Origin of the sequence: Aquabacterium sp. NJ1 (genome assembly GCF_000768065.1) — a bacterium.
In the GTDB taxonomy this organism is placed as follows: Bacteria; Pseudomonadota; Gammaproteobacteria; order Burkholderiales; family Burkholderiaceae_C; genus Aquabacterium.
In genome coordinates this window covers 1-21,273 of sequence record NZ_JRKM01000002.1, presented here as the reverse complement: position 1 = coordinate 21,273, position 21,273 = coordinate 1, and the positions used below count along the sequence as shown (strand labels likewise).

27 protein-coding genes are annotated in these 21,273 nt (G+C 57.8%); 5 read left to right on the top strand and 22 right to left on the bottom strand.

Annotated features, from left to right (window positions below; translation table 11 throughout):
- Window positions 1-3 precede the first annotated feature (3 nt).
- The 10 genes from JY96_RS21250 to JY96_RS21210 form a co-directional block, all read right to left on the bottom strand.
- Window positions 4-1,302: a hypothetical protein gene (locus JY96_RS21250; RefSeq protein ID WP_035044114.1), complete on the bottom strand. Its 1,299-nt coding sequence runs from the start codon at window positions 1,300-1,302 to the stop codon at window positions 4-6.
- Between the two features lie 39 nt (window positions 1,303-1,341).
- The gene (locus JY96_RS21245) at window positions 1,342-1,584 is read right to left on the bottom strand and encodes a hypothetical protein (RefSeq protein ID WP_035044112.1); all 243 of its coding nucleotides are present in this window, start codon (window positions 1,582-1,584) and stop codon (window positions 1,342-1,344) included.
- 4 nt (window positions 1,585-1,588) lie between these two features.
- A complete protein-coding gene (locus JY96_RS21240; protein ID WP_052163006.1) occupies window positions 1,589-2,440 on the bottom strand; it encodes a SprT-like domain-containing protein in 852 nt (283 codons plus the stop codon).
- A 194-nt stretch (window positions 2,441-2,634) separates the two neighbouring features.
- A complete protein-coding gene (locus tag JY96_RS22650; RefSeq protein ID WP_235334066.1) occupies window positions 2,635-3,303 on the bottom strand; it encodes a hypothetical protein in 669 nt (222 codons plus the stop codon).
- A complete protein-coding gene (locus JY96_RS23670; RefSeq protein WP_161784388.1) occupies window positions 3,296-3,454 on the bottom strand; it encodes a hypothetical protein in 159 nt (52 codons plus the stop codon). The genes JY96_RS22650 and JY96_RS23670 overlap by 8 nt, the downstream gene beginning before the upstream one ends.
- A gap of 52 nt (window positions 3,455-3,506) precedes the next feature.
- Complete coding sequence (locus tag JY96_RS21230; RefSeq protein WP_152606677.1) at window positions 3,507-3,743, bottom strand: hypothetical protein; 237 nt, start codon at window positions 3,741-3,743, stop codon at window positions 3,507-3,509.
- 57 nt (window positions 3,744-3,800) lie between these two features.
- Window positions 3,801-4,481, bottom strand: a complete 681-nt coding sequence (locus tag JY96_RS21225; protein ID WP_035044108.1) for an SOS response-associated peptidase — start codon at window positions 4,479-4,481, stop codon at window positions 3,801-3,803.
- A gap of 39 nt (window positions 4,482-4,520) precedes the next feature.
- Window positions 4,521-5,828: a Y-family DNA polymerase gene (locus JY96_RS21220; RefSeq protein WP_035044106.1), complete on the bottom strand. Its 1,308-nt coding sequence runs from the start codon at window positions 5,826-5,828 to the stop codon at window positions 4,521-4,523.
- Window positions 5,829-5,835: 7 nt separating this feature from the next.
- Window positions 5,836-6,258, bottom strand: a complete 423-nt coding sequence (locus JY96_RS21215; RefSeq protein WP_035044104.1) for a LexA family transcriptional regulator — start codon at window positions 6,256-6,258, stop codon at window positions 5,836-5,838.
- Window positions 6,259-6,331: 73 nt separating this feature from the next.
- Window positions 6,332-6,610, bottom strand: a complete 279-nt coding sequence (locus tag JY96_RS21210; protein WP_035044102.1) for a hypothetical protein — start codon at window positions 6,608-6,610, stop codon at window positions 6,332-6,334.
- Window positions 6,611-6,715: 105 nt separating this feature from the next.
- Here JY96_RS21210 and JY96_RS21205 point away from each other — a divergent pair, with 105 nt between their 5' ends.
- The 4 genes from JY96_RS21205 to JY96_RS21190 all read left to right on the top strand — a co-directional run bounded on the left by JY96_RS21205 (window position 6,716) and on the right by JY96_RS21190 (window position 10,209).
- On the top strand, window positions 6,716-6,979 hold the full coding sequence (locus JY96_RS21205) for a hypothetical protein (RefSeq protein WP_035044100.1): 264 nt from the start codon (window positions 6,716-6,718) through the stop codon (window positions 6,977-6,979).
- Complete coding sequence (locus JY96_RS21200) at window positions 6,976-7,158, top strand: hypothetical protein (RefSeq protein ID WP_035044098.1); 183 nt, start codon at window positions 6,976-6,978, stop codon at window positions 7,156-7,158. Before JY96_RS21205 ends, JY96_RS21200 begins: the two co-directional genes overlap by 4 nt.
- Window positions 7,159-7,423: 265 nt before the next feature.
- On the top strand, window positions 7,424-8,095 hold the full coding sequence (locus JY96_RS21195; RefSeq protein WP_035044095.1) for a hypothetical protein: 672 nt from the start codon (window positions 7,424-7,426) through the stop codon (window positions 8,093-8,095).
- 29 nt (window positions 8,096-8,124) lie between these two features.
- A complete protein-coding gene (locus JY96_RS21190) occupies window positions 8,125-10,209 on the top strand; it encodes a tyrosine-type recombinase/integrase (protein ID WP_035044093.1) in 2,085 nt (694 codons plus the stop codon).
- A 19-nt stretch (window positions 10,210-10,228) separates the two neighbouring features.
- Here the strand turns inward: JY96_RS21190 and dnaB are convergent, their stop codons facing one another.
- Together dnaB and JY96_RS21180 are read right to left on the bottom strand one after the other, a co-directional pair.
- Complete coding sequence (gene dnaB / locus JY96_RS21185) at window positions 10,229-11,635, bottom strand: replicative DNA helicase (protein WP_035044092.1); 1,407 nt, start codon at window positions 11,633-11,635, stop codon at window positions 10,229-10,231.
- Entirely contained in the window at window positions 11,632-12,636 is a 1,005-nt protein-coding gene (locus JY96_RS21180) for a hypothetical protein (protein WP_035044090.1), read from the bottom strand. The genes dnaB and JY96_RS21180 overlap by 4 nt, the downstream gene beginning before the upstream one ends.
- 548 nt (window positions 12,637-13,184) lie before the next feature.
- Here JY96_RS21180 and JY96_RS22645 point away from each other — a divergent pair.
- The gene (locus tag JY96_RS22645) at window positions 13,185-13,946 is read left to right on the top strand and encodes an OmpA family protein (RefSeq protein ID WP_161784387.1); all 762 of its coding nucleotides are present in this window, start codon (window positions 13,185-13,187) and stop codon (window positions 13,944-13,946) included.
- 63 nt (window positions 13,947-14,009) lie between these two features.
- Here JY96_RS22645 and JY96_RS21170 read toward each other — a convergent pair whose 3' ends face one another.
- The 10 genes from JY96_RS21170 to JY96_RS21125 all read right to left on the bottom strand — a co-directional run bounded on the left by JY96_RS21170 (window position 14,010) and on the right by JY96_RS21125 (window position 21,249).
- Entirely contained in the window at window positions 14,010-14,339 is a 330-nt protein-coding gene (locus JY96_RS21170) for a hypothetical protein (protein WP_035044087.1), read from the bottom strand.
- A 53-nt stretch (window positions 14,340-14,392) separates the two neighbouring features.
- Complete coding sequence (locus JY96_RS21165; protein ID WP_081961682.1) at window positions 14,393-16,726, bottom strand: DEAD/DEAH box helicase; 2,334 nt, start codon at window positions 16,724-16,726, stop codon at window positions 14,393-14,395.
- 58 nt (window positions 16,727-16,784) lie between these two features.
- Entirely contained in the window at window positions 16,785-17,414 is a 630-nt protein-coding gene (locus JY96_RS21160) for a hypothetical protein (RefSeq protein ID WP_035044085.1), read from the bottom strand.
- Window positions 17,414-17,791 (bottom strand): hypothetical protein, encoded by a 378-nt coding sequence (locus JY96_RS21155; protein ID WP_035044083.1) that lies wholly within the window; start codon window positions 17,789-17,791, stop codon window positions 17,414-17,416. Before JY96_RS21155 ends, JY96_RS21160 begins: the two co-directional genes overlap by 1 nt.
- An 87-nt stretch (window positions 17,792-17,878) precedes the next feature.
- Window positions 17,879-18,979: a DUF6094 domain-containing protein gene (locus JY96_RS21150; RefSeq protein WP_035044245.1), complete on the bottom strand. Its 1,101-nt coding sequence runs from the start codon at window positions 18,977-18,979 to the stop codon at window positions 17,879-17,881.
- Window positions 18,980-19,329: 350 nt separating this feature from the next.
- The gene (locus JY96_RS23665) at window positions 19,330-19,743 is read right to left on the bottom strand and encodes a hypothetical protein (protein ID WP_161784386.1); all 414 of its coding nucleotides are present in this window, start codon (window positions 19,741-19,743) and stop codon (window positions 19,330-19,332) included.
- Entirely contained in the window at window positions 19,712-20,062 is a 351-nt protein-coding gene (locus JY96_RS21140; RefSeq protein WP_152606676.1) for a hypothetical protein, read from the bottom strand. Before JY96_RS21140 ends, JY96_RS23665 begins: the two co-directional genes overlap by 32 nt.
- Window positions 20,063-20,164: 102 nt before the next feature.
- A complete protein-coding gene (locus tag JY96_RS21135) occupies window positions 20,165-20,383 on the bottom strand; it encodes a hypothetical protein (protein WP_035044078.1) in 219 nt (72 codons plus the stop codon).
- A 25-nt stretch (window positions 20,384-20,408) separates the two neighbouring features.
- Window positions 20,409-20,633 (bottom strand): hypothetical protein, encoded by a 225-nt coding sequence (locus JY96_RS23400; protein ID WP_152606675.1) that lies wholly within the window; start codon window positions 20,631-20,633, stop codon window positions 20,409-20,411.
- Between the two features lie 109 nt (window positions 20,634-20,742).
- Entirely contained in the window at window positions 20,743-21,249 is a 507-nt protein-coding gene (locus tag JY96_RS21125; RefSeq protein WP_152606674.1) for a hypothetical protein, read from the bottom strand.
- Between the last annotated feature and the right edge of the window lie 24 nt (window positions 21,250-21,273).

The following is a 21,273-nucleotide window of genomic DNA, read 5'->3' as shown; positions in this document are numbered from 1 at the left end:
TCATTACCTCTCACTGACTTTGCCGCCCTGCAAGGGTGCAGAAAAATCGGTTTGCCTTATTACCCCAGCTGGTCCAATTAACTTCACGGCGCCTAGAACCGACACAGCCCCTGCAGCCTCTGACTCAGGCAAAGCAATCGTCAGAGGGTTCACGCTGTAGCGATAGCCGTTCTCCTCAGTTCCGAGGATTTCACTACTGGAAGGCAACAGCTTGAACAGACAAATAACACCCAGATCCCCGCTAGACGCTGGCTTCTGACGGCACCTGGTAAAGGTGTCGTGCTGATACGTGGCCATGATCGGCAATTCGACAGACTTGCTCCCGACCTTAAACACTGCCACAACCTTGTGCCTCGCGACGAAGTCATAAAGGCGCGGCTGCAAGTCGTTCGGAGATCGACCCTCTGCATTATCGCGGTGAGAAAAGTAGGCCTCCCTATCACGCTCTGCCAAGTAGAACCCACCACCCTGCAGGTACTTAGACAAGAACTTCTGGGCGCGATCAATAGGGGCAGCACTCCAACCTACACGCAGCCCCACTTTATAGGCCCCAGCCTCTCGAACTACCGATACCACCTCAGCACGCAAGGGCGTATCCACCAGAGGCATCAATGCGTCCTGGAGGATGACGGCCTTGGTATCTTCAAACCGCTTTGCATCCGCATCGGCCATGGCCAGCAAAGCGCCTTTTTCAAACACCTGGCGTACTTGCCCCTCATTGGTGGCCAGCGCCGTCAGAATGCGCGTCTGGCGCTGCCCCAACTCATCTACCGTGCTGGGTGCCTTGCGCTGCTGGAGCTGCTCGGAGACCTTGCGTAGCTCTTCCCTCAAGGCCTCATTGTCCTTCTGCAGCTTCGCAATCGCCTTCGCCTTTTCGGTGTCCTGGCGTAGCTCTCTGGTCAACCTGGCCAGCTCCGACTGATCGATGCTCGCTCTGGCCGACACCTTCAACACCACGGCGCCAGCCTCTACGGCGACCAGCTCTTTGATCTGGTCGAGCTTGACCAAAGAGACGCTGATCATGCGCATCTGCTCGGTCAACTTGTCATCCTTCACCGTCGTGATGCTCTCAACGACAGAGCCCGCGCTCGCTGATGCGATTCGCTTGAGCTGGTCTATGGCGACCTCGCGTGCCTTCACCCGAGAGTCCCCCTCGCCGAGAACGACCGAGGTCTCCACTGGCTTCACCCATGCAGACAAAGGCTCCGTTTGATCGGTCGGGGCCGCTGTCGCGATGAAACCCAAAGCCATGCAAAAGGCTACGCCTGCTGCGCGGACCCGCATCGCCTTCATGTCAAACATCCTCCATGGTTTCAATGTATGGCACTTGTACACCAATGGTCAAGCATCCTTCTGGAGCGGCATGAGCACTTTTTCCGCTACCTCAAGCAGCTCATTGCTGAGGTTTCTGTAGCGCGAGGTTCCCTCCGCACAAAAGTAGCTCTTCCAAGCTGAATCGGAGATCTTCCGCACTCCAACCTTTCGATTGACGAGCGCTAAAGCGTCCATCTGAGAAAGGCCAGAGCCTTCAACCAACTTGCGAAGCCTGGCATTGGTGCTGAACGGTACGTTTTCGGTGTTCATGTGCTCATGATAGATGATCTTGCTCGGCGACGTCGTGCTGGTGCTGCCGCCCTCCATATGCCCCTGGAATGACAAAGGGGTGGCGGCAAACCTCACACAATGCCTTGATCCCAGGCTTGCCCCAGAAATTAACTGCAGGCTTGCACGCGCACGAGTACTTCAGCCTGTTGGATCTGTTGTCCGGCCCCTTGACGCCCGAGGCGGTAGAGACTTGCTCAGCAACGCGCACACCCACGTCGGCATGCACAGCAGGGGATGAGTCGACCACGGATGTAGGCAACCCCAGCTCAACCGACAAGGCAGAAGACTCCAAGGATTCAGCCGCCAAACACACCCCAGTCGGTGGATAGCGGTCATACCACGAGATGCGGAACTCGGCTGTCAGGAGCTTCTTTGCCGCCTCCAGGAAGCGCCCACTGGGCATGGCGTAATCCGCGATCCGATCTCCAGTGCGCTTGCCCCCTGGCTTGCCCGTATCGCTGGGCATGAGCCCGATGGCCTCCATTTTGTTGGCCCACTCTGCGTTGTGGTAACGCCCGCGACCAGGTTCGCCGTAGTGATGCTGCCAAAGATGCGTCATCTCATGGACCAGGGTCTGCAAGATCTCAAGAATTGGCACCACGGCAAAATAGCCGGGGTTCAAGGCGATCTCGTCTGTGTGCTTGCCATCGCTGTTGCCGAACCTCTTCGCTGAGAAGTACCCGAAGGTATCCTTCTCGCGCTGCAAGGTGATCATGCAAACCGGCAACTCAGCATCGAACAGTTCGCGGTTGAAGAAGTCATAGGCGTGCTGCAGCTCCAATGCCACGTCAACATGTGGCGTGGCCGAGGACGCGGCTGATGGTGAAGCTTTCATCCCGTCCCTTCTTTGTAATTTGTATTGTGCAATACAAATTGATGGTTATTTGTCCACAGTGTGGACAAGAAAAAAGGAGTACTGAAGGAAGGAGGGGCGCTATGCCGGAAGGGCCTGGCGGCACCATGCCATGAGTGTCATGGCGCTTTTTCCCGCGCCCAATCCAGTCATTCGCCCCTGCAGGTGCTGGCTTCTCAGTTGCTGGCTGAAGACGTCGCCCAACGCGGCGCCACCTCATGGTCTTTGGCGTCGATGGGGCGACCGCGACGCCATGCAAACTGGTGAACCTGCTGGATGTGCTCCATCACAGACAAGCCGTCCTCGGCGCTGACGCTGAGGCAGATGCGAACAGGGCCCACATCCTCGCGATCAGACCCGATGACTTCGCAATCGAATGTCAGACGCACGTCTCGATAGCCTGGTGCTTCGCCGTAGGTCACGAGCTTGGCCGACACGTCATCTTCGTGACGAAGAAACCCTCGCTGAGCACGCGGCGTCGGCGAACCATCACCCGTTTCCTTCAACCTGGCCACGTCGGTGACGTTCCAATCCTGCACCAGACGCTCGAACTTCTTGCTGCCGTCCGCAAAGTAGTTGTGCACCTCTTTGCGCGTCAGTCTGGCATCCATGACCAGGACGGCCATGGCATCTTGAAATGCTTCAGGCTCAAGCAACCTCAGGTCTGTGAGGTCGAAAGGGAACCGATGCCCGTTGTAAAGCCCCAGAAGGAAGCGAGCGGCCACGGACCCGTGGTCGTGGTGGAAGTCTGTAGCCAGTTCATACAGCCGTTGCAGGGCCTCAAAGCCCTGTTCCTCGACCGTTTGTGGTGGTTTGATATTCATGACACTTTCAAGTTCAGGCAAACAAGCGAGCTGCGGCCATGTACTGCTTCCGCTTCTGAACCAACTCGCGGGCCCAGACCTTCTTGCCGCATGAGCGATACGCGATGGCCTGTTGGTTCAAGTTGCGAGCGCGGCGCACGCACTCCGCTTTGGTCAAGGTGATTGGCTTCATGGTGCGGTCCCTCCGTTGTTGTTTGCATTTTGGGGTACATGTACCCCATCAGTCAAGCGGAATTGATGACTTTCGCAAACTGCTTTTCTGCGTGTTCAAGCAGCTCGTCTTTGAGCGGCCTGAACTTGGCGGAATCGGATCTCACAAGAAATGCTTTGAATGTGTCCATTGAGTACGCAGCAGGCCCAAGACCACGATTGAAAATCGTGAGCGCAACAGGCTGGGTGACACCAGCCTCCGCGATCAACTCGCGAAGCCGTTCATTGTTGGTTTTGGTGGCGGGGTTCATGTACCCCATCATAGCGCGGCCATGAGCATCTCTTCAAGGCCTCCCATGCGGACCATCTCAGGCGCGCTTTCGAGGCTCCATGGGCCAGGGCAGGGCACGCAGATCCTGGGCCTCGAAAGTTGAGAAAAAGCGCGGCGCATCATCCACCGAACTTGCCAGCCATGCGTCCACTTGGTCATGCGCCAGCAGCACAGGTGTGCGCTTTTCCTCCGGCTTGCCGTCCTTGTCGTACCACTTGTGAAAGCGCTTGAGAAGCGGGTGCTCGTCGCAGTTGATGGTGAGCATGGCAAAGGAGACGATCTCCCTGCCATCACGGGCCCAGCGGTCCCAGATGCCCGCAATGGCCAGCATCTGGCCATCAGCCGCCGCGATCTTCCAGCGCACGGATTTCGCCTCTGCTGTTTCGTAGTAGGGCTCGTAGAACGACCACGCCGGGATGATGCAGACCTGTCGGCGCTGCCAAGCCGATTTGAACGAAAACAGTTGATCCACAGTCTCGGTGCGAGCGTTCATGGTTGATGCCTTGAACTCATTGGGCTCGGCAATGCGGTGTGGGATCAAGCGAAACCGCGCCAATACCGCTTCGCGCTCGCCAGGCTGACCACCAGCTGGCTTTCTGATGATGGGGGCGGCGTAGTCCTTGAAGACCTCTCTCGGGTACTCGATGTCCAGGCTCAACTGCCCCCTGAATGCCCGCTCCAGATCAAGCGGCTCGCCAGTCTCATACATCGTGCACATTCAAGACATCCTTCCTAGGTCTGGTCAGAGCCAAGAGCGTTACGCTTTGGCAATGGGCACATCCTCCCACCTGGTGGTGTACTGGGGCGTGCGCCGTTCCTGACGCATCGCCCAAACCCGATGATCAGCATTGTGACCCTGGGTGCCGGTGCTGGCTACATGCACTGTGCCCCGCCCATAGCGATGGTTCAACACGTCCATCGCGGCCATCAGACGCGACCGATCCTGCCCCCCATCTTCACCAAGTTCTAACTCACCTTGCCAGGCGTGCCCGTCGACCAGATCGAGCAGCATGACACCAGCCTTGGCCAAGTCGTAGCCTGGTCGATAGATGGTGCGCATGCCCATCACCGCAGCGCGAACCAACTGTGTGGTGTCAGCAGTAGGGCGCCTCAAAGGCACCGTCACGCTGCGAGAAAACCTGGGGCCCGGCCTGAAGGGCGAGGTGTGCGCGAAGACGTGCAACTGGCCTGCCAAGCTGCCCTGCTTGCGGAGCTTTTCAGCGGCGCGGGCCGCAAACTCACTCACGGCTTCAATCAAAGGCTCCAGCTGCTGGACAGGGCGCCCAAATGACCTCGTGCAGGCAATCTCTTGCTTCGGCAGCGGGGCATCGTCCAGCTCGATGCAGGTCTGCCCCAGCAGTTCACGCAGGGTGCGCTCCATCACCACACCCCACCGCGCCCTGGCCATCGTAGGCGGCATCCGAACGAGATCCAGCACCGTTGTGACGCCCTCGACCAGTAGCTGTTTGCCGATGCGAGGCCCCACGCCCCAGACCTCGCCCACGGGCGTGGCTTGATACAGCGCGTGCAATTCTTCTTGGTTTAGGGCCGCAAGGTTGCACACCTGGGCAAGGTCTGGCGGGTAGCTGCCCGGCTTGCGCTCGGATGACTTGGCAATGTGGTTGGCCAGCTTAGCCAAGGTCTTGGTCTGGCCGATGCCTACACAGGTCGGAATACCAATCCATTGAAGAATCCTTGCCCTGACGGCGCGGGCCCGCTCTGCCAAATCGCCCTTGAGGCCTTGCAGGCTGATGAATGCCTCATCGATGCTGTACGTTTCTGCGTGAGGGCCCATACCAGCGGCCAAGCTCATCATCCGGTCGCTCATGTCTCCATAGAGCGTGAAATTTGCTGACAGTGCCACCAAGCCATGGCTTTCTTCGAGCTGGCGGATCTGGTACCAGGGCTGGCCCATCTTCACGCCCAAGTCTTTGGCTTCGTTGCTTCGCGCAATCGCGCAGCCATCGTTGTTGCTCAGTACCACTACGGGGCGACCAACAAGCGAGGGCCGAAACACCCTCTCGCAGCTAACGTAGAAGTTGTTGCCATCAATCAGAGCGAACATGGCGACCTCACGCCGCAAACCTCTTAATGCAGCTGGTGACCACTCCCCAGATTTCTATCGTCTGCCCTTGACGCGGCACGATGTCCGGGAAGGTCGGGTTCGCTGGCTTGAGCCGAATTCGCCCTGCACGTTGATACAAGGTCTTGACGGTGAACTCGCCATCAACGACAGCAACCACGATGTGGTTGTGCCGTGGACTGATCGCCCGGTCCACCACCAGCATGTCGCCATCTCCGATACCGGCATCCTTCATGGACCATCCCTGCGCCCGCAGCAGAAAGGTGGCCTGAGGGTGGGCGATCAGTACCTCCGTGAGGTCAATGCGACGCGCTGCAAAGTCATCTGCAGGTGAAGGAAAGCCCGCACATACAGCACCCACATGAAGCAAGGGCATACGACGCGCAACAATGGAGCCTAGAATACTGGACATTTATACAGTATATGTCCAAGTCATCTGGGATGCTTCCAATACGTGCGCTCCTCGCATCCGGCGCCGAGAACGATCAAGGTTGCGTGGTGAGCCCCATTGGGGGCAGATCGAGCCTATACCGCCGCTGGTGTTCAGCAACGACGTCTCCGATGGCGACCGTCAAAGAGTGACTGGAGCCAGCGGGGAGTGCGATACTCCCGTTCGCCCTTGAGGGATCGAGCTGGTGCCACTCTTCTGAGATTGGCAGGAAGGCGGGAATTTCAGTCACCCTGCCATGCATGGCTTGATGCTCAGCCAGTGCGGCGACGATCAGCGCATGAAGTTGGTCCTTCTTGAGAGAATCTAAGGGCATATCAGCTCCTGTGGTTCATGACACCCACATGGTCACGTCACGACGCGGCCAACGCCAACGCCACGCCATAATTATTCGAAATGCTGGTTTGCATAGAAGGGCCCAATGAGCAATGGAAACACCCCCTGGTGGTCGCCAATCGTCCACTTCGTGACGCACGCGGTTGTGGGGACGGTCATTTTTGTGGTGGTCGCGATCCCGGCATGGTTGATCGACGCACTCGTTGAGTGGCTCAAGGAGCACCACGGGCAGCCTTACACAATCCACGTTCTGGAAATCTTGGCCGAGGGCATCGTCACCCTTGACGCCATCCTCGTTTTCGCGTATTTTGTGCTCACAGCTTGGAAGGCTGTTAAGGAATGGCAATGAAGCAGCAACACCCAACCGTGTGGGTCGAAATCCGCAAGGCCGCGGCCGAGGCCCCGGCGATGTATTTCGCCCCCTTGATCGGTGCTTTGCGCGGCATCCGTGCCCAGTACGACGCGCTGGATCGTCGGCAGCGTCATCAACGCCAGACCCAGAGCGGCAAGCAGCCCGTGCGCGGCTGACGGGTCGCATCTTCCCGCCAAGAGCCTACGGGCTCTTTTCTTTTGGCTGTATTGCCCTCAGTTAACTGGCATTATGTGAGGGCTAATTTTTATGAAAAATGCAGCCGACTGAGTGCCAAAAGCCCAAAAAGGGATCCAAAATTTCAACTTTCTCAGTGCTGACAAGCACTTAGCGATTTTTCAATCCTCGCGCACACCCCCCCCCGGTGGACGGTAGGAAATTTGCAAGTGGGTGAGAACGGGCCAAGCTCGAAGGGATGAAGACATGTCCGCCATGACCAACACCACAGCACCGCAGCCGCTTGAACTGGTGTTCAACCTGCGGTGCTTCGAGCCGCCCCGTCAAGTTGGGCGCGCAGAGCGACAAGCCTTCGCCGACGAGGTAGGCCTGGGCGACGTCGCGCCAAGGCGCATCTCCGCGCTGCTGATCGCCCAGATGATGGCCTACGCCGGGGTGCATGGCGTCGATCCAAACATGATCGCCGCTGAGATCAAGCAGCTGGAAGGCCTGACTCCCGGCCTCGGGCACGGCCAGACCAAGCCGCCCACGCCGTTCAAGGCAGGCGGGCGCCTCGCTGGCCTGTACCACAAGCACTTCACGGCGAGCACGGTCAGCATCGTGTCCAGCAACATCCTGGCTGCACGACCTCCCGAGGTGATGATGCGCATCGCCGAGGAAGAGCTGAGCCAGGGGGCAAGCGCTGAGGACCTGCAGCGCTTCACCGACCGGGTGGTCCTTGATGGCTACGAACGACGCGCCGAGGGAGGGCGCCTGACCGGCGAGTGGATCGTCTACGCCCCCATTGACGGGCTGAATCACTACCTGTGCCTGGCCACGCACACCGGAGGGGATGACGAGGTGCTGGGCTACCTCAACAGCGTCACCCGCCACGAGTACCCGCAGCTGGTCGACCAGCTGCCCCATCTATTCACCTGACGATCAAGGCAAAGGCCAGGGCCAGTCTTATGGAGAACAGCACGCAACGCTACGAGAGACGGCTGAACAGAGCACACTTCGCGCACCTGCACGCTGTCGCCGAAGGCTTGGCGCCTGAAGATGCTGCCCAGCGTTTCCTGGCCGCTGATAGTCGAGCTGCAGCACGCCGATTGCACGAACAAACAGTGCAGTTGCTGCGCGCCATCGTTCAACGTCGCGGCGACCCACGCTGGCGACTGGTCATGCTGATAGGCCGGATCAAGCAGATTCGACCTGCCGAGCCGGTGTTGGCCACGGCCACAGCAGCAGCTGGGCCGTCTTTGCCCATCAACAACCCGCCGCTGAAAGCCGCGCCGTCTTCTTTCGTCCCTCAAACCTTGGAGCAATGGATCCAGGCCACGGGGATAGATCCAGGGGACTGGGGCGAACGCGAGCTGCTGGAGTTCTACGAGCAAGATTGCCGTGAGGCAGCACGGGAAGCCGAGGAAGCCCACGCGGCTGACCGAGACAGGGGGCAAGCCACCGACAAGGCCGTTCGGGGCACAGAGGGCCTGCCAGCGGCCTCCACAGCCGCGCAAAAGGACCAGGACCAGGCAGAGCGTCGCCGCTCACGCGCTTTGCGCCTTGTAGCCCGTCAACGGGAGTTGCTACGCGAAATCGAACCGCTGGCGGTGGTTGCAGCCCACCGATCAGATCGCCTGGGGCTGTGGCTTGATGACGTGACCGCCCACCGGATGGAACGCAGTGGCCTGCTGCTGCTTGGCGAGCTGCTTGACCGAATCAGCAACCAGGACCGAGGCGGGCTCTGGTACCGACATCTGCCAGCCATTGGCGCCACGAAGGCCTCACGCATTGAAGCCTACGTCGCCACGCTGATACCGCCTTCTACGCGCAGATCGCCCAGCTTGCAGGAGCGAATCGGGCAACTGCTTAGTGCGGATGAAGCGGGCGCCAACAGCGTGCAAGTTGGCATCACCTCTGCCGCCCAGTTGCGTCTTCTCCTGCCGAGTACGCTTGACGGCAGCTGCGGGATAAACCGTGCCACGCCATCCACCGCAGGCACACGTGCTACCAATGACCTGGCGGCTATACAAGCGTGGATCCAGGCCAGGGTGGGAACCCCCGGCGAGGACGGCTTTACATCGCAAACAGCCCGCGCCTACCGCCTAGAGGCCGAGCGCCTGCTACTGTGGTGCCTCATCGAGCGGCGCAAGCCGCTGTCCAGCTTGGACAGCGAGGACTGTGCTGCCTACAAAGCGTTCCTGGCGGACGTGCCAGAGGAGTGGATATCGCGGCGCCGTGCAGCACGGCACCAGCCTGGCTGGGCGCCGTTCGCGGGCAAGCTCACGCGCACAAGCCAGCAGCATGCATTGACCATCGTCTGCGCTATGTTTCGCTGGCTAGTAGAGGCACGCTACCTAGCGTCCAATCCATGGATCCACGTCAAAACACGCCTGGGCGATGATCCACGTCACAGCGAACTCGATTCAAGAGCACTTACGCCTGCAGCTTGGGGCGCCATCATGTCCTACATCGAAACGCAGCCGCCATCTGCAGCTCGCTCACGTGCGGCCTTTGTGCTGGATTTCAGCCTTGGGGTAGGGCTGCGTTCAGCAGAGTTAATCGCGGCCACGCTGGGGGACTTCGTGCAGGTTGACGGGCACTGGGCCTTGCCGGTCCACGGCAAAGGCAAGCGCAATCGTACGGTTGCGGTACCAGGCCAAGCCGTTAGAGCGCTGGAGACCTATCTACGTGCGAGAGGCCTGCCTCAGCTTGCTCTGGCCGTGCAGGAGACACCCTACGCGCCGCTGGTGGCCAGCGTTAACGATACAACCGCATCGGTCGGCTACCGCTCACTGTATGACAGCCTGAAGGTCTGGATGGGCAACGGCATCCGGGCCTCACGCGACCTCACGTCTGCAGAGAAAGACACCGCCTTGCGCGCATCTCTTCACTGGCTACGCCATACCTGCGGCACACGGTCCCTTGAGCGCGGCGTGACGGTTCCAGAGCTGCAGGGCCAGTTAGGGCACGCCGATCCGCGTACAACAATGCGGTACGGCAAGACCCAGCTCCAGGAGCGCCAATCGGCATTTGAACGAGCCTTCTCCTAAAAGACCCGTCGCCTGTGAATCACGAACCTGGCGCCAAATTCTCGAATTTGGTAAGAGCCTTGAGGAAAGCCAACTTGATCGTCCCCACGGGTCCACTGCGCTGCTTACCGATGATGATCTCGGCCACACCAGGTTCGGTTGTCTCAGGGTTGTAGTACTCATCCCGATAGATGAACAAGATCACGTCAGCATCTTGTTCAATGGCACCAGACTCTCGAAGATCCGACATCAATGGACGTTTGTCAGGCCTAGTCTCAACGGATCGATTGAGTTGAGATAGCGCGATCACCGGGCACTTCAACTCCTTCGCAAGGCTCTTGAGGCCTCGCGATATCTCCCCGATGATCGTTGCCCGGTTCTCTGGTCCGGTCTTCGATCCGGAGGGCACCTCAGACGCACTCATGAGTTGCAGATAGTCGACCACAATGAGGCCGAGCTTTCCGCCGCACTCCCGCGCCTTTCTACGAGCACGGGCGCGAAGCTCATTCGGGCTCAAGCCAGGTGTTTCATCAATGAACATCTCAGCTCGACCGAGCTGCTCTACAGCTTCTGAAAGTCTTGACCAGTCATCATCTGAAAGCGCTCCACGTCGCACCGCAGAATGGTCAATTCGGCCTACCGATGCCAGCATGCGATCAGTCAGCTGACCTGCACCCATTTCCATGGAGAAGACGGCAACAGGCAATGATTCCTTGATGGCCACATGCTCTGCAATGTTCAAGGCAAGAGCTGTCTTCCCCATGGACGGTCTTGCGGCCAGAACGACCAGGTCACCGGGCTGCAAGCCACACGTCATGCGATCCAGATCCAGATAGCCAGTTGGCACACCCGTGACCATCTTTCCACCACTTTGGGCGAGTGATTCAACACGATCAATCGCATCGATCACCAAGCTGCTCATACCGTGCCATGTCTGACGCTGCCTAGCTCCCTCATCGCCAATCCGCAGCACCCGCGCTTCCGCTGCATCGAGTATCTGACTGACTGGCCTTCCAGCAGGGCTTAAGGCATCAGCAATCATCTCGTCGCCGACCGCGATCATCTTTCGAAGCACGGCACGCTCTCTGACGATCTCAGCGTAGCGCCTGGCATTGGCTGCACTGGGCACACTCTGGGCCAAGGCATTCAAATACGCCAGACCACCACAGTCTTCAGCCTGCCCACGGCTTTTTAAGTCCTCATACACGGTCAGCACATCTGCAGGCTTACATGCGTTTATCAGGACCGCTATGGACGCGAAGACATGCTTGTGTTCGTGCCTGTAAAAGTCCTCAACACTGACCTGATCTGCGATCTGATCCCAAGCTGCATTGTCAAGCAGCAGCCCACCCAAAACGCTTTGTTCAGCCTCGATGGAATGGGGGGGGATGCGTAGTGCTGATAGTTCCTGCTCAGCACCCACGCCTGAACTGTGTTGGCCGTTCATTGGCGGGCCTCCTCGATCAGGGAGTCATACTTGCCTTCGATGTAGGCCTTCTGAACGCTGGGCCAATCTTCAACTTCGCGGGTAACGGGGTCACGCAAACACGCGTAGTCATCTGGGTACCAGTCGATGGAGCCCACGGATCGTAAGACCGTCACAGGCAAAACACGCTGCCGCTGAATGGCATCGATATGCTCCCGCTCCAGCTCATAGCCTCCGTAGCTCAGAAGGTGTTTGGCACTTGCTTGGTCACAAAATGCGATCAGCAGCTTGTACTGCTCTCGGCAGCGCCAATAGTTCCACCGCTCGAACTCCCAAACCTCGTACGTGTGGAACTCTACGCCATCGTCGGTGCGCCTGGTCGTTCTCACTACTACCCCAATCGGCTCCTGGCTCAACTCACTGGAATCGTTATCGACACGAGCCGATTGAAAGTCGGCACCTCGGCAGCGCAAGAACAGGACATACGGGCTAAGCCCCTCAGCGGAAAGCTTGAGAAGCCGCCGACCCGCAGCATGGACGTTCTTGTACCAACGCACATGCGATCCCGTCTCGATCACCGACTCCCTCACACCATGCAACCATTCCAGACGCACATGAAAAGTGCTGGCCACATGCTGCAGAGCCTCCCTGGTGAGTTGATCAACCAAGCGAGGGCTGTCAAGCATGGACAGCTTCAGACCAAACGGCTTCATCACACTGATGAGCGAGGGCAGGTCCAGGCCGTGGGCCTCAAACACGTACAAGAAGCGCTCACGAATGGCTCTCAGCTGAGCTGTTGTGTCATTCGTGCTGGCCTCAACCACGCCATCCAGGACGACATTGATGAGCTGCGCCACAGGCAAGCCGATTGTTTCTGACTGGGCCTCAAACCAGGCCTGTGTTGTCGGCGTCAGCCGGATGGTGGTGGGCTTCTTGACCGTATCAGGCAGACGCGAGTTGGCCAACTCGGTACCGCGCTGCGTCAGTCGCCGCATGATTGACTCGAAGCTAACTTTGATCATTCCAGGTCTCACACCCCGTTAAGATGCCTCGTTTGTACGCTAACCGCATACACAAATCAAGTCTTTTTCAATACATCGTGCGTGCAGTTGCCCATTTCCAACCAGTCAATCTGGTGTACAAAATGTCCGCATGTTCGCCAATTGTTTTCGATTTACAATCAGTGTACTTGTACACCACAATTATGCAGACGCGTGGTGTCACCCACCAACATCAAGCAACATGCAGAGAGGCCCTATGTACAAAACCATCGTTTGCCCTGAATGCGGGAACGAAGCTCAAGCCTCGGGTAGTGTCAGCTGCTGGTGCGACAAGGACTTCTGTACCGGACAGAGATGCGGCGCCGATGATCTCGCTGACTCGTTCACATGCACTCATTGCGGCGCAAATGGGACCACGCCGGAGGCTGAGGCCTATTACCGCCGTCACGCTCCCAAGGATTGATGCCTAGTTCGTTTTCCAAGCCATGAAGATTGCCAGCAAGCGCCGACCGGCACGCGTAGCAACGACACAAGCACTGCTGTGCGCAACCGCAGCCATAGCAGGGTGCATGTCATTCTCTACGGAGCATGTGCCCAGCAAGCGCGATATCGGAACCCAGAGCCCGGTTATCCAGCAGGCTAGAGCGGCGGATGGATCGACATACTTCCACGTGTGCGACCCATGTGAAGCACGCTCACCCAAGACTATTCAGCCCAGCAACCAAAGCTTGGCTGCGAAGACCGATACTGCCCCGTTGGAGATGACTGAGGCCCAGGAAAGGATTGAAGTAGCCGCAGCCGTCAGGAAGGAATCTGAGAATCTCCAGCGCAGCGCGATCAACCAGGTACGCGAAGGAAAGACAACCCTGGAGAGCGCTCTACGAATGGATACCGAATTCGCCTCAGCAAAGCGTATCGTGCCGTTCTCTTTTGCAGCGGGCGACATTGGCCCCCAGGGCAAAGCCATGATCGCTCAGATGATTCCGTTCGCGAAGGAAGCCCAAAGCGTCTATATCCGAGGGCGCACGGACTCCTCTGGACGCGCCGAAGCAAATCGTGCCCTGGCACTCACCAGAGCTGTCAAGGTGCGTGGCGAGTTTGTAGCCGGAGGGGTGCTGCCTCAACGGATAAAAACCACGTACTGCACAACCTGCTACATCGCGTCGAACGCAACAGAACTTGGCCGCAGAGCCAATCGAAGAGTTGAAGTTGAGATGGTCATGCCCAAGGCGGCAGCAAACGCCATGGGAACGATGCTGCCACCCATGGCAGAGCAGGGCGCTACAAGCGCGAACCTCGACTCAAGCGCTGCATCAAAGAGAGGCGCGTAACCCATAAAAAAGCCCCACCTGGTAGGGTGGGGCCAAGGGCAGTTCAAAGAATCAACACGGGGCCTAAAAGACCCCATGCAAGACCTCCCTGAACTTGTCCCGCCTGGCGATCAACCAGGCTTCGCTCCAAAGATCGTCCCACGGTCCACCATCAAGTACGTCCTCGCTCGTTACGGTAACGTCAAAGCCATTGCAGGCTCTGAGCATCACCATGTTGGCATCTGTGAACGTCTGACTGGCGCAAACAGGATATGCGTAAGTCGGCGATTCGTTACGCCGAACGATTTCCGCAAGAGCGACCTCACCGACTTCATCGAGCAAGCACACAGCGAACTCTGTAGCCAGCTGGTCCGCAGAGGGGTAACTCTGCACGACACGCGAATCGTCATTCATACGAACTCCTTCCAAGAAAAGGCCCAGCCGGATTGCTCCGACTGGGCTGGTCGTTACGCCAACATCTGCTTGGCCAAGGCCACCTCGATGCTGTCACCCGATTGGTTCAAGACATCGAGTCCACTGTCTGGCATGTCTCCCGACGTGCTTTGGCTGACAGCGATCTTCTTGGACATCAACTCCAAACAGGACATCTGCGCGGTACCGAGGTAGCCCAGAAAGTGCACCTCGACTGGTTGCCGCTGACCAATACGCCAGGACCGGCGCGAGGCCTGCTGCAAGGTGTAGACGTTCCAACCGCTCTGCATGAACACAATGGTCGGAAACTCCAGCATGTCCAAGCCGGTCTTGACCAGCTCGGGATTGGTGATGATCACGTCGACATTGCGGTCAACCTGTTCCATCAACCAATCTTCACGCTGTGCTGCATCCACCGAGGCACGCAGCACAGCCACATTGAAGCCTTCCCGTTCCAGAATGGACTTCATGCGACTGGTTGTGTCCCGTGTTCCCGTGTAGACGGAATAGACCAAGGTTCGACGCTTCTGCTGCTTGGCCTTACGGCACAAGTCAACCACGGCCTGCTCCTTCGGTGTCACATCCTCATCGGTAAACACCGCCGACTGGCTGGCCAGCAACACCCTCTTACGCGGGTGATAGACCAGTTCAGATCGGAAGCAGCAGTCTGGCCAGGCCAGCAATGCGTTCAACACGACGCCCAGGAGCGTCTTGTCTCCACACCTCAGAGCCTGCGACAGCTCCTGCTTGAGTTTCAGCGACAGCCTGTTGTAGGCCCCCGCTTGCTCTTCTGTCATATCGATGCCGGTAAAGAACTCCTGATAGGGCGGCAAGACATTGCTGCCAATGTCCTTGAGCTTCAAGAAGACCGTGATGGGCAGGACGTAGCGCATGATCCCCTGCGGACCAAAGCCAGGCCCACGAGCGGTATGGTGCGCCACCTGCTTGCCCTTAGCCGTTCGGTGAGAGGTTACCTCCCCGTCACGACCCGAAGTCATCTTGTAGATGTCCTTGATCACACCGTGGGATCGCATGAAAGACATGCCCGCAGATCCGAGAGAGCCACGGATGTAGCGGAACCCGTCCTTGACCATCTGGCCCGGATTGAGCCGGAACAGGAGATAGAACAGGTCGTCTGCATAGCCACCCATGAGTGTGCCGGTCAACAAGATCGACTTTTTGCACTGGCTGGCCAGGACACCAAAGGCCTGGCCTTGAGCACTCCCATCGTTCTTGAACTCATGCCCCTCATCCGCGATTAGCACCCCGAAGAAGCCACTTGGAAGATACCGCTTGATGAACTCGGTCGGCTGGTAGCCGCCCGTACCAAACGAGAACTCCATGTTGGCCATCTTTCGCTCCATTCTTCTGGCCTGGCGGTCAGAGAAGTAGAACTCGCCATCATCGTCCATGAGTTGAATGAAGTCATACACGTTGTCCTCAAGCATCCCTGACAACATGTCTGGCCCGAACTTGCTCACCAGCTTGTCAGCCGTCTTAGGGCCGATAGTTGGAAGCTGGGTCAGTGACTCCATCAACACCTGGTTGCGACTCTTGGCTGGGGCATTCCCACGGGTCAAGGTCCATAAAGCGCCACCGCAAGCGGTGCACGCCATTTGCCTGGCATTCAGCTTCTGGCTCGCTTCCATTGGAGAAAGCGCTACGGTTTCGCCGTCAGCCTCCTTGTCAACGATATCCGTACCGCAGTCCGGACAGATTGCTACGTTCACACGCCCACGGCTCACACCATCGGCATCCAACTGGAACCGCATCCGCGTAGCAAATGCTGGCTTCCAGTTGAACCCCATGCGCATGCGCACGCGCCCCATCACATAGAACTCCGGGGCAGACGGCTTGGCAGATACCAAGCGGAGCTGCAGCAGCTTGCGCAAGGTATCTGGACCATTGAGGATCCAGACCTTGGCGCCAGGCACCGTTTGCATAATCTCCCGACGCCACTTGTAAACAAGGTGAGGAGGGCAAACCACCAAAGCTCGCTCATACCCTTCGTGATGAAGCACATGAGCGCAAGCGATTGCCATCATCGTCTTGCCAGTGCCCATCTCTGCATTGATGATTGCAGAAGGCTCCCCCTCATCGACAAGCAGCTTGGCCACCGCTTGTACGGTGTTGCGCTGCGCCTCGAAGGGCTTGCGCGTGAGCTGGTCCATGAGGGCATCGCGGCTGGGATCGGGGGATCCGTCAAAGATCGGCGGGTTTTGGATACGCACGGCCTCGATGAGAGACTCACCGAAGTCCGCAACAAAGGATGTGAGAGAGAGGACAGATGCGCCCTCGTTGCCCTGATCAGCAGGGATGTCAGATGTATCGTCAGCGACGACCAGGTCGCTGTCAGTTTCGTAATTCATGGTGACTCCAAGTTTGTTGATGCAGGGCGCAAGCGCCCCGCAGAGTGATTGATAGATGTCAGGCAAACAGGCTTCGTGTACGGAATCTGGATTCCGGTGACTCTGTAAGAGTCCCGTCGACCACCAGGTTAGAGATCTGGGCCTCGAAGTCGTCAGGGAGGGCTACGCGGGTAGCGCAAACGTCCCCAACGGACCTGGTCACGCGCACACCTGCCTGGCCAAGCATCGAAATCACAGGCTCACGCCAGTGATCCAGAAGCGGCACAGGAGAGAGTGCTGTGACGAGACGCCATATCGCATCACCATGCCCGAGGCGGGAGGCTTCAAGGTCGGTCTGCACATACCAGCCAGACCGGCCTGCCTTGTCCACCTCAACGACGGATGAGTCGAAGATCCAGGCATGCACCAGGTTCCCAAAGAGGTTCTCTTTCGGGAGCCGCCCGGTCACCTTGTCCAGGCGATTGGGATCCCCCACCAGAACCTCCAACTCGACGTCGAAGGTCTCCGGGTTTGAGAACCTGAGGCGGTCAACCCCGCCCTCCTTGCCACGAAGGTGCAATCGGCTCATGAACTGCTGAATGGCCGTATCACGGCCAAACAGCGACACGAAGAGCAACTGCCCGTGGTCATCAGCTACTGCAGCGTCAACGAAGACGTCTGCCTGCTCACGGATGAGATAAAGCTTCATCACGCCTCCAGCTGCTCGTCCAGAGACAGGGAGCGAACCGCTTCGCAGCGAGGACCACCTTCCGGCAGCTCGACCTCGAAACAGACCTCTCCTTCAGGAAAGACATTGACGTGCACCGTTTCGATGCTCGTCAAGATGCCGTCCTGGCTGACCTGAATAGCCTTGAAAGGCATGAACCATGCACTGATCACATTGGCGCCGTGCTCAGCTGCTGCTCGTACAGCGAAAAGCATCCCGTACAGCTTCTGCAGATCTACGGGAGACAAGGTGACAGAAAGGACTCGGACAACCTCGTCTCCGTCATAGTGCAGCTCGCTCTCGAAAGCAACCTGCAGCGATGTTTTATGGTCACCGCCAGCACCACTTGCATTGGACATAGGAACTCCTAAGAGAAATGAAGCGGGCAGGCGACTCCCTTGCGGGCTGTGCACATGCCCGCAACGGGTTGAGAGAGAAAACGCTTATCAGCGAATGGTCAAGATGGACCCATAGGTCGGGCCCGGAGTGAAATCAATGGCTCGGATCGCAGGAACAAACTTGTCGGTGTCGATCACGGTTTCCTTGACGTTGCCATCGGCATCCGTCTCGTACTCCCGCTTACGGTCCTTCTCCTTGAAGGTGTCACCCTTCACGAGATAGCGCCGACCGTCTTTGGCCGAAACCATCCCCGAGATCTGTCCAGCGGCCAGAGCCAGTGCGAGGTGCCACTTGCCAAGAGAGCGCAAAGGCCTCCGAGTGGCAGTTGTGTCAGTGCGGATCACCTGGTTGAAGCGAGGCCAAAGCGTTGCATGCCGAAGCCTGCTGACCTCATACGAGAGCTGCTCCGCATCGAGCCTGGCGACCGTGAAGGTCAAAGGCTCTGCAGGCGGATCAGGAATCTCATAGGGCTCACCTGGCCACACCTCAGGTAGCACCACATGCCCATCACCTTTCCCGAAGGCCTCCAGCTTCTGGACGACCTTGGAATCAGGTGATGAACTGCGACGCTTCACACCAAAGATGACAGCCTGCTTGAACTGCTGCTCTGGAGCCATGAAGGCCTCGACCCGATCAAAGTTTCTGGCGATCAATGTCGCCAACTCGTGATCGAGCACGTAGAAGGGAATGATGAGCACCAGGACGCCACCAAACTGCAAGAGCTGGAAAGTCCTGCGAGCGAAGATCTTCTCGTGTCGCTCCTTCTTTCCTGTATCTCCCAGGCCGGCCTTGTCGCTGACGACATCACCGTACGGAGGATTCAGGAACAAGAGCCCAACAGACCGAGGAGAGATCATCACGTCGTGCACGTCTGCATGCGCCACGACATCGAGCTGGGTCTTTGCATGCCAGGCACGCTCAGAATCAACCTCAATGCCGTACGAACGCTGATACGACGCACCGATTCGCTCAAGGTACTCAGCAACATCTCGCAGAGCTGCGCCTTCACCGCAACACGGATCCAACAGGACAGGATCAACAGCGCTGGTAGACAGCGCTGAGGTGATCCCGGCTATGGTCAGCGAGTCGGTCGGGTAGTACCCGTTCTTGACGAAGTTGTTCGCCAAGCGTGGAAATATCAAAGCCATTGCGGCCTCCCAAAAAAAATGGGCCATCGCTTACGCGAATGACCCGTTGGTGAGTGAAACGTCTACCTGGCTATCAGGGCGACATCAGAATGAAAATGAGTAGTTCTCGAAGAGTTCAACCCGTTGAACGTCCGGCTCAGGGCGTCTAGTAGGTGGCACATGTCCATCCACTTTGATCCCGGTGACCTCTTCCAAGGTCTTCCTGCCGTGCTTCTTGCTTGGCATGAGCATGACTTGCCCCGTGGATCGCTCCAGCTCGACGTACCTCCTGTAAAGAGATGGGTTGAGCTGCGCGGCACGGGTGAGATCAGCCTTGGAGGCCATGATGCAAAAGCAGCAGGAGAGGCGGCTCATGCCTTGTGCGTACGCCCAGTGGGCCTGTTGGCCAACCAGGTGAATTTGCTCGAAGACATGCTCCACAGGCCACTCATGAATGGGTACGAGTCGTTCAGTGCCTTGTAGAAGTCAAGCCCGAGGTGCTCTGCGGCCACACGAACATCTGCCAACAGCTCGGCCAATGAATCCGCGTCAGCAAACCGACCGATGCTGTCCATGGACTGCGTCAGATCATCGTGTGCTGCATGGTTCTGAAACAGGCTACGAGCCCGATCCAGCCTGAAGGCCTTTGCTGGTTGCATTGATTGCGACATGTTGATTCCCCAAAAGAAAATCCCCGCCCAGACATAGCCTGAGAGGGGAGTTGAGAAGAGAGAACGACCTAGGTCGATCAAGTCAGTGATGAACGTTCTGAGGGCGTTCTTCACTCACCAGCACGGGACGCGGGATATCGTGTCCTTCAATGGCACTCTGACGATGAAGGTAGTTGTCGGTTTCGTCGGGATCCAGCAGCAGGGTGACATCTCTGTCGACCTGGCAGTAGGAAACCTCACCTCGCAACACCTTCTCCGCAAGAACCGGAGACAGGCCGTAGCCGTCTGCCAGCAACGCGATAAAGACGCCCACGGACTCACGCTTGTGCAATGCTTCAGCGTAGCCTTGGGTAGCCCATTGGATCAGCTTGGCAATCCCCATATAGCCGGTTGACTTCAGGGTGATGGACAAAGCTTTAGGTTGATTTGACATGTGTGGCTCCAAAAAAAATGGGGAGCCACGCCCTTCAGGGAGTGAACTCCCCGAGGTGGGTAAAGTAGTCAACAGCCGGTTAGGCCGAGAGACAAATTGCGATTACGGATACTGACGCTGGGTCCAATCGCCGGATGACAGTGCGTGCTCAGCAGCCTCTTGCTTCCGCCAATATTCAGCAGATTCACGAGACACGGGCAAACCCAGATCATCACGGGTACCGATGTAGAACCCTGCAGCAGAGCGCAGCACCTCAAGGGGCAGCTCTTTGTTGCAGTACGTCTTGGCCAGGTGGCCATGCGCTTGTTGATCAACGACCATTGGTCATCCTTGTTTTCGATTGATTTCAGGCCGTTTGCAATGCCTCGATCTCATTGACAAGACCAACAGGCAGCAAGGCCTTGGTTGCTTCATCTTTGAGAGCTTGAGCAATAGCAGAAATGATCGGCCGTACTTCGAAGTGGCACAGGCAAGCCAGTGCTACATGCAGTGCTTCTTCGTCTACCACGCTGGCTTTGGTGAGCCATGCGATGTAGGCGCGCCAGAAGGCTTTGCGTTCCAGAGTACTCATGAGGACAGCTCCACAATTGGCTGGGAGCTTGCCCACATGGGGAAGCATGCCCCAGCGGGTTAAGAAGGCAGTCAACCAAGGCTTGAACCTTGGTTGACCGGGCTTTGGATCAGTGTTTGATGATCCAGACGATAGCCAGGGCCAAGCAAGTCCCAAGTACATGGGGCTTAGCTAGGTAGCTACCTACTTTTTTGACAGTGACTTCGAGCTTGTAGTAAGGATCGCGCATGCGTTCCATCTCAAGTCTCAAAGCCTTGTCGGTGGCCTCAGAGGTTTTCTTGGCCTGTTCAGCTGCTTCTTTGGCCTGGTTGTAGGCGATAGCACCACGCTTGAGCGTGATGCAAGCCTGCAGGTACAGACCTTGATGCAACTTCAGATCTTCGGGGCTCTTCTCAAGGAAATCAACGACGGTCTTGGCAACCGCGAAGTCATCGATTTGAGACTCGAAGAGGGACCAGTACTCCTCAGTCGTACGAGGCGCGGATTGCTGCTGAGGGACCGTTTTCGGGTCTTCAGCAGTTTCATCCAAAGCCTCCATGTGACGGAGTTCTTCTGGCATGACATCGAGGATGGGCCAGGCGAGTTCGCTGGTGGCCGTAGTTGGGACTTGGGACATGGTGCTTCTCCTATGAAAAAGAAA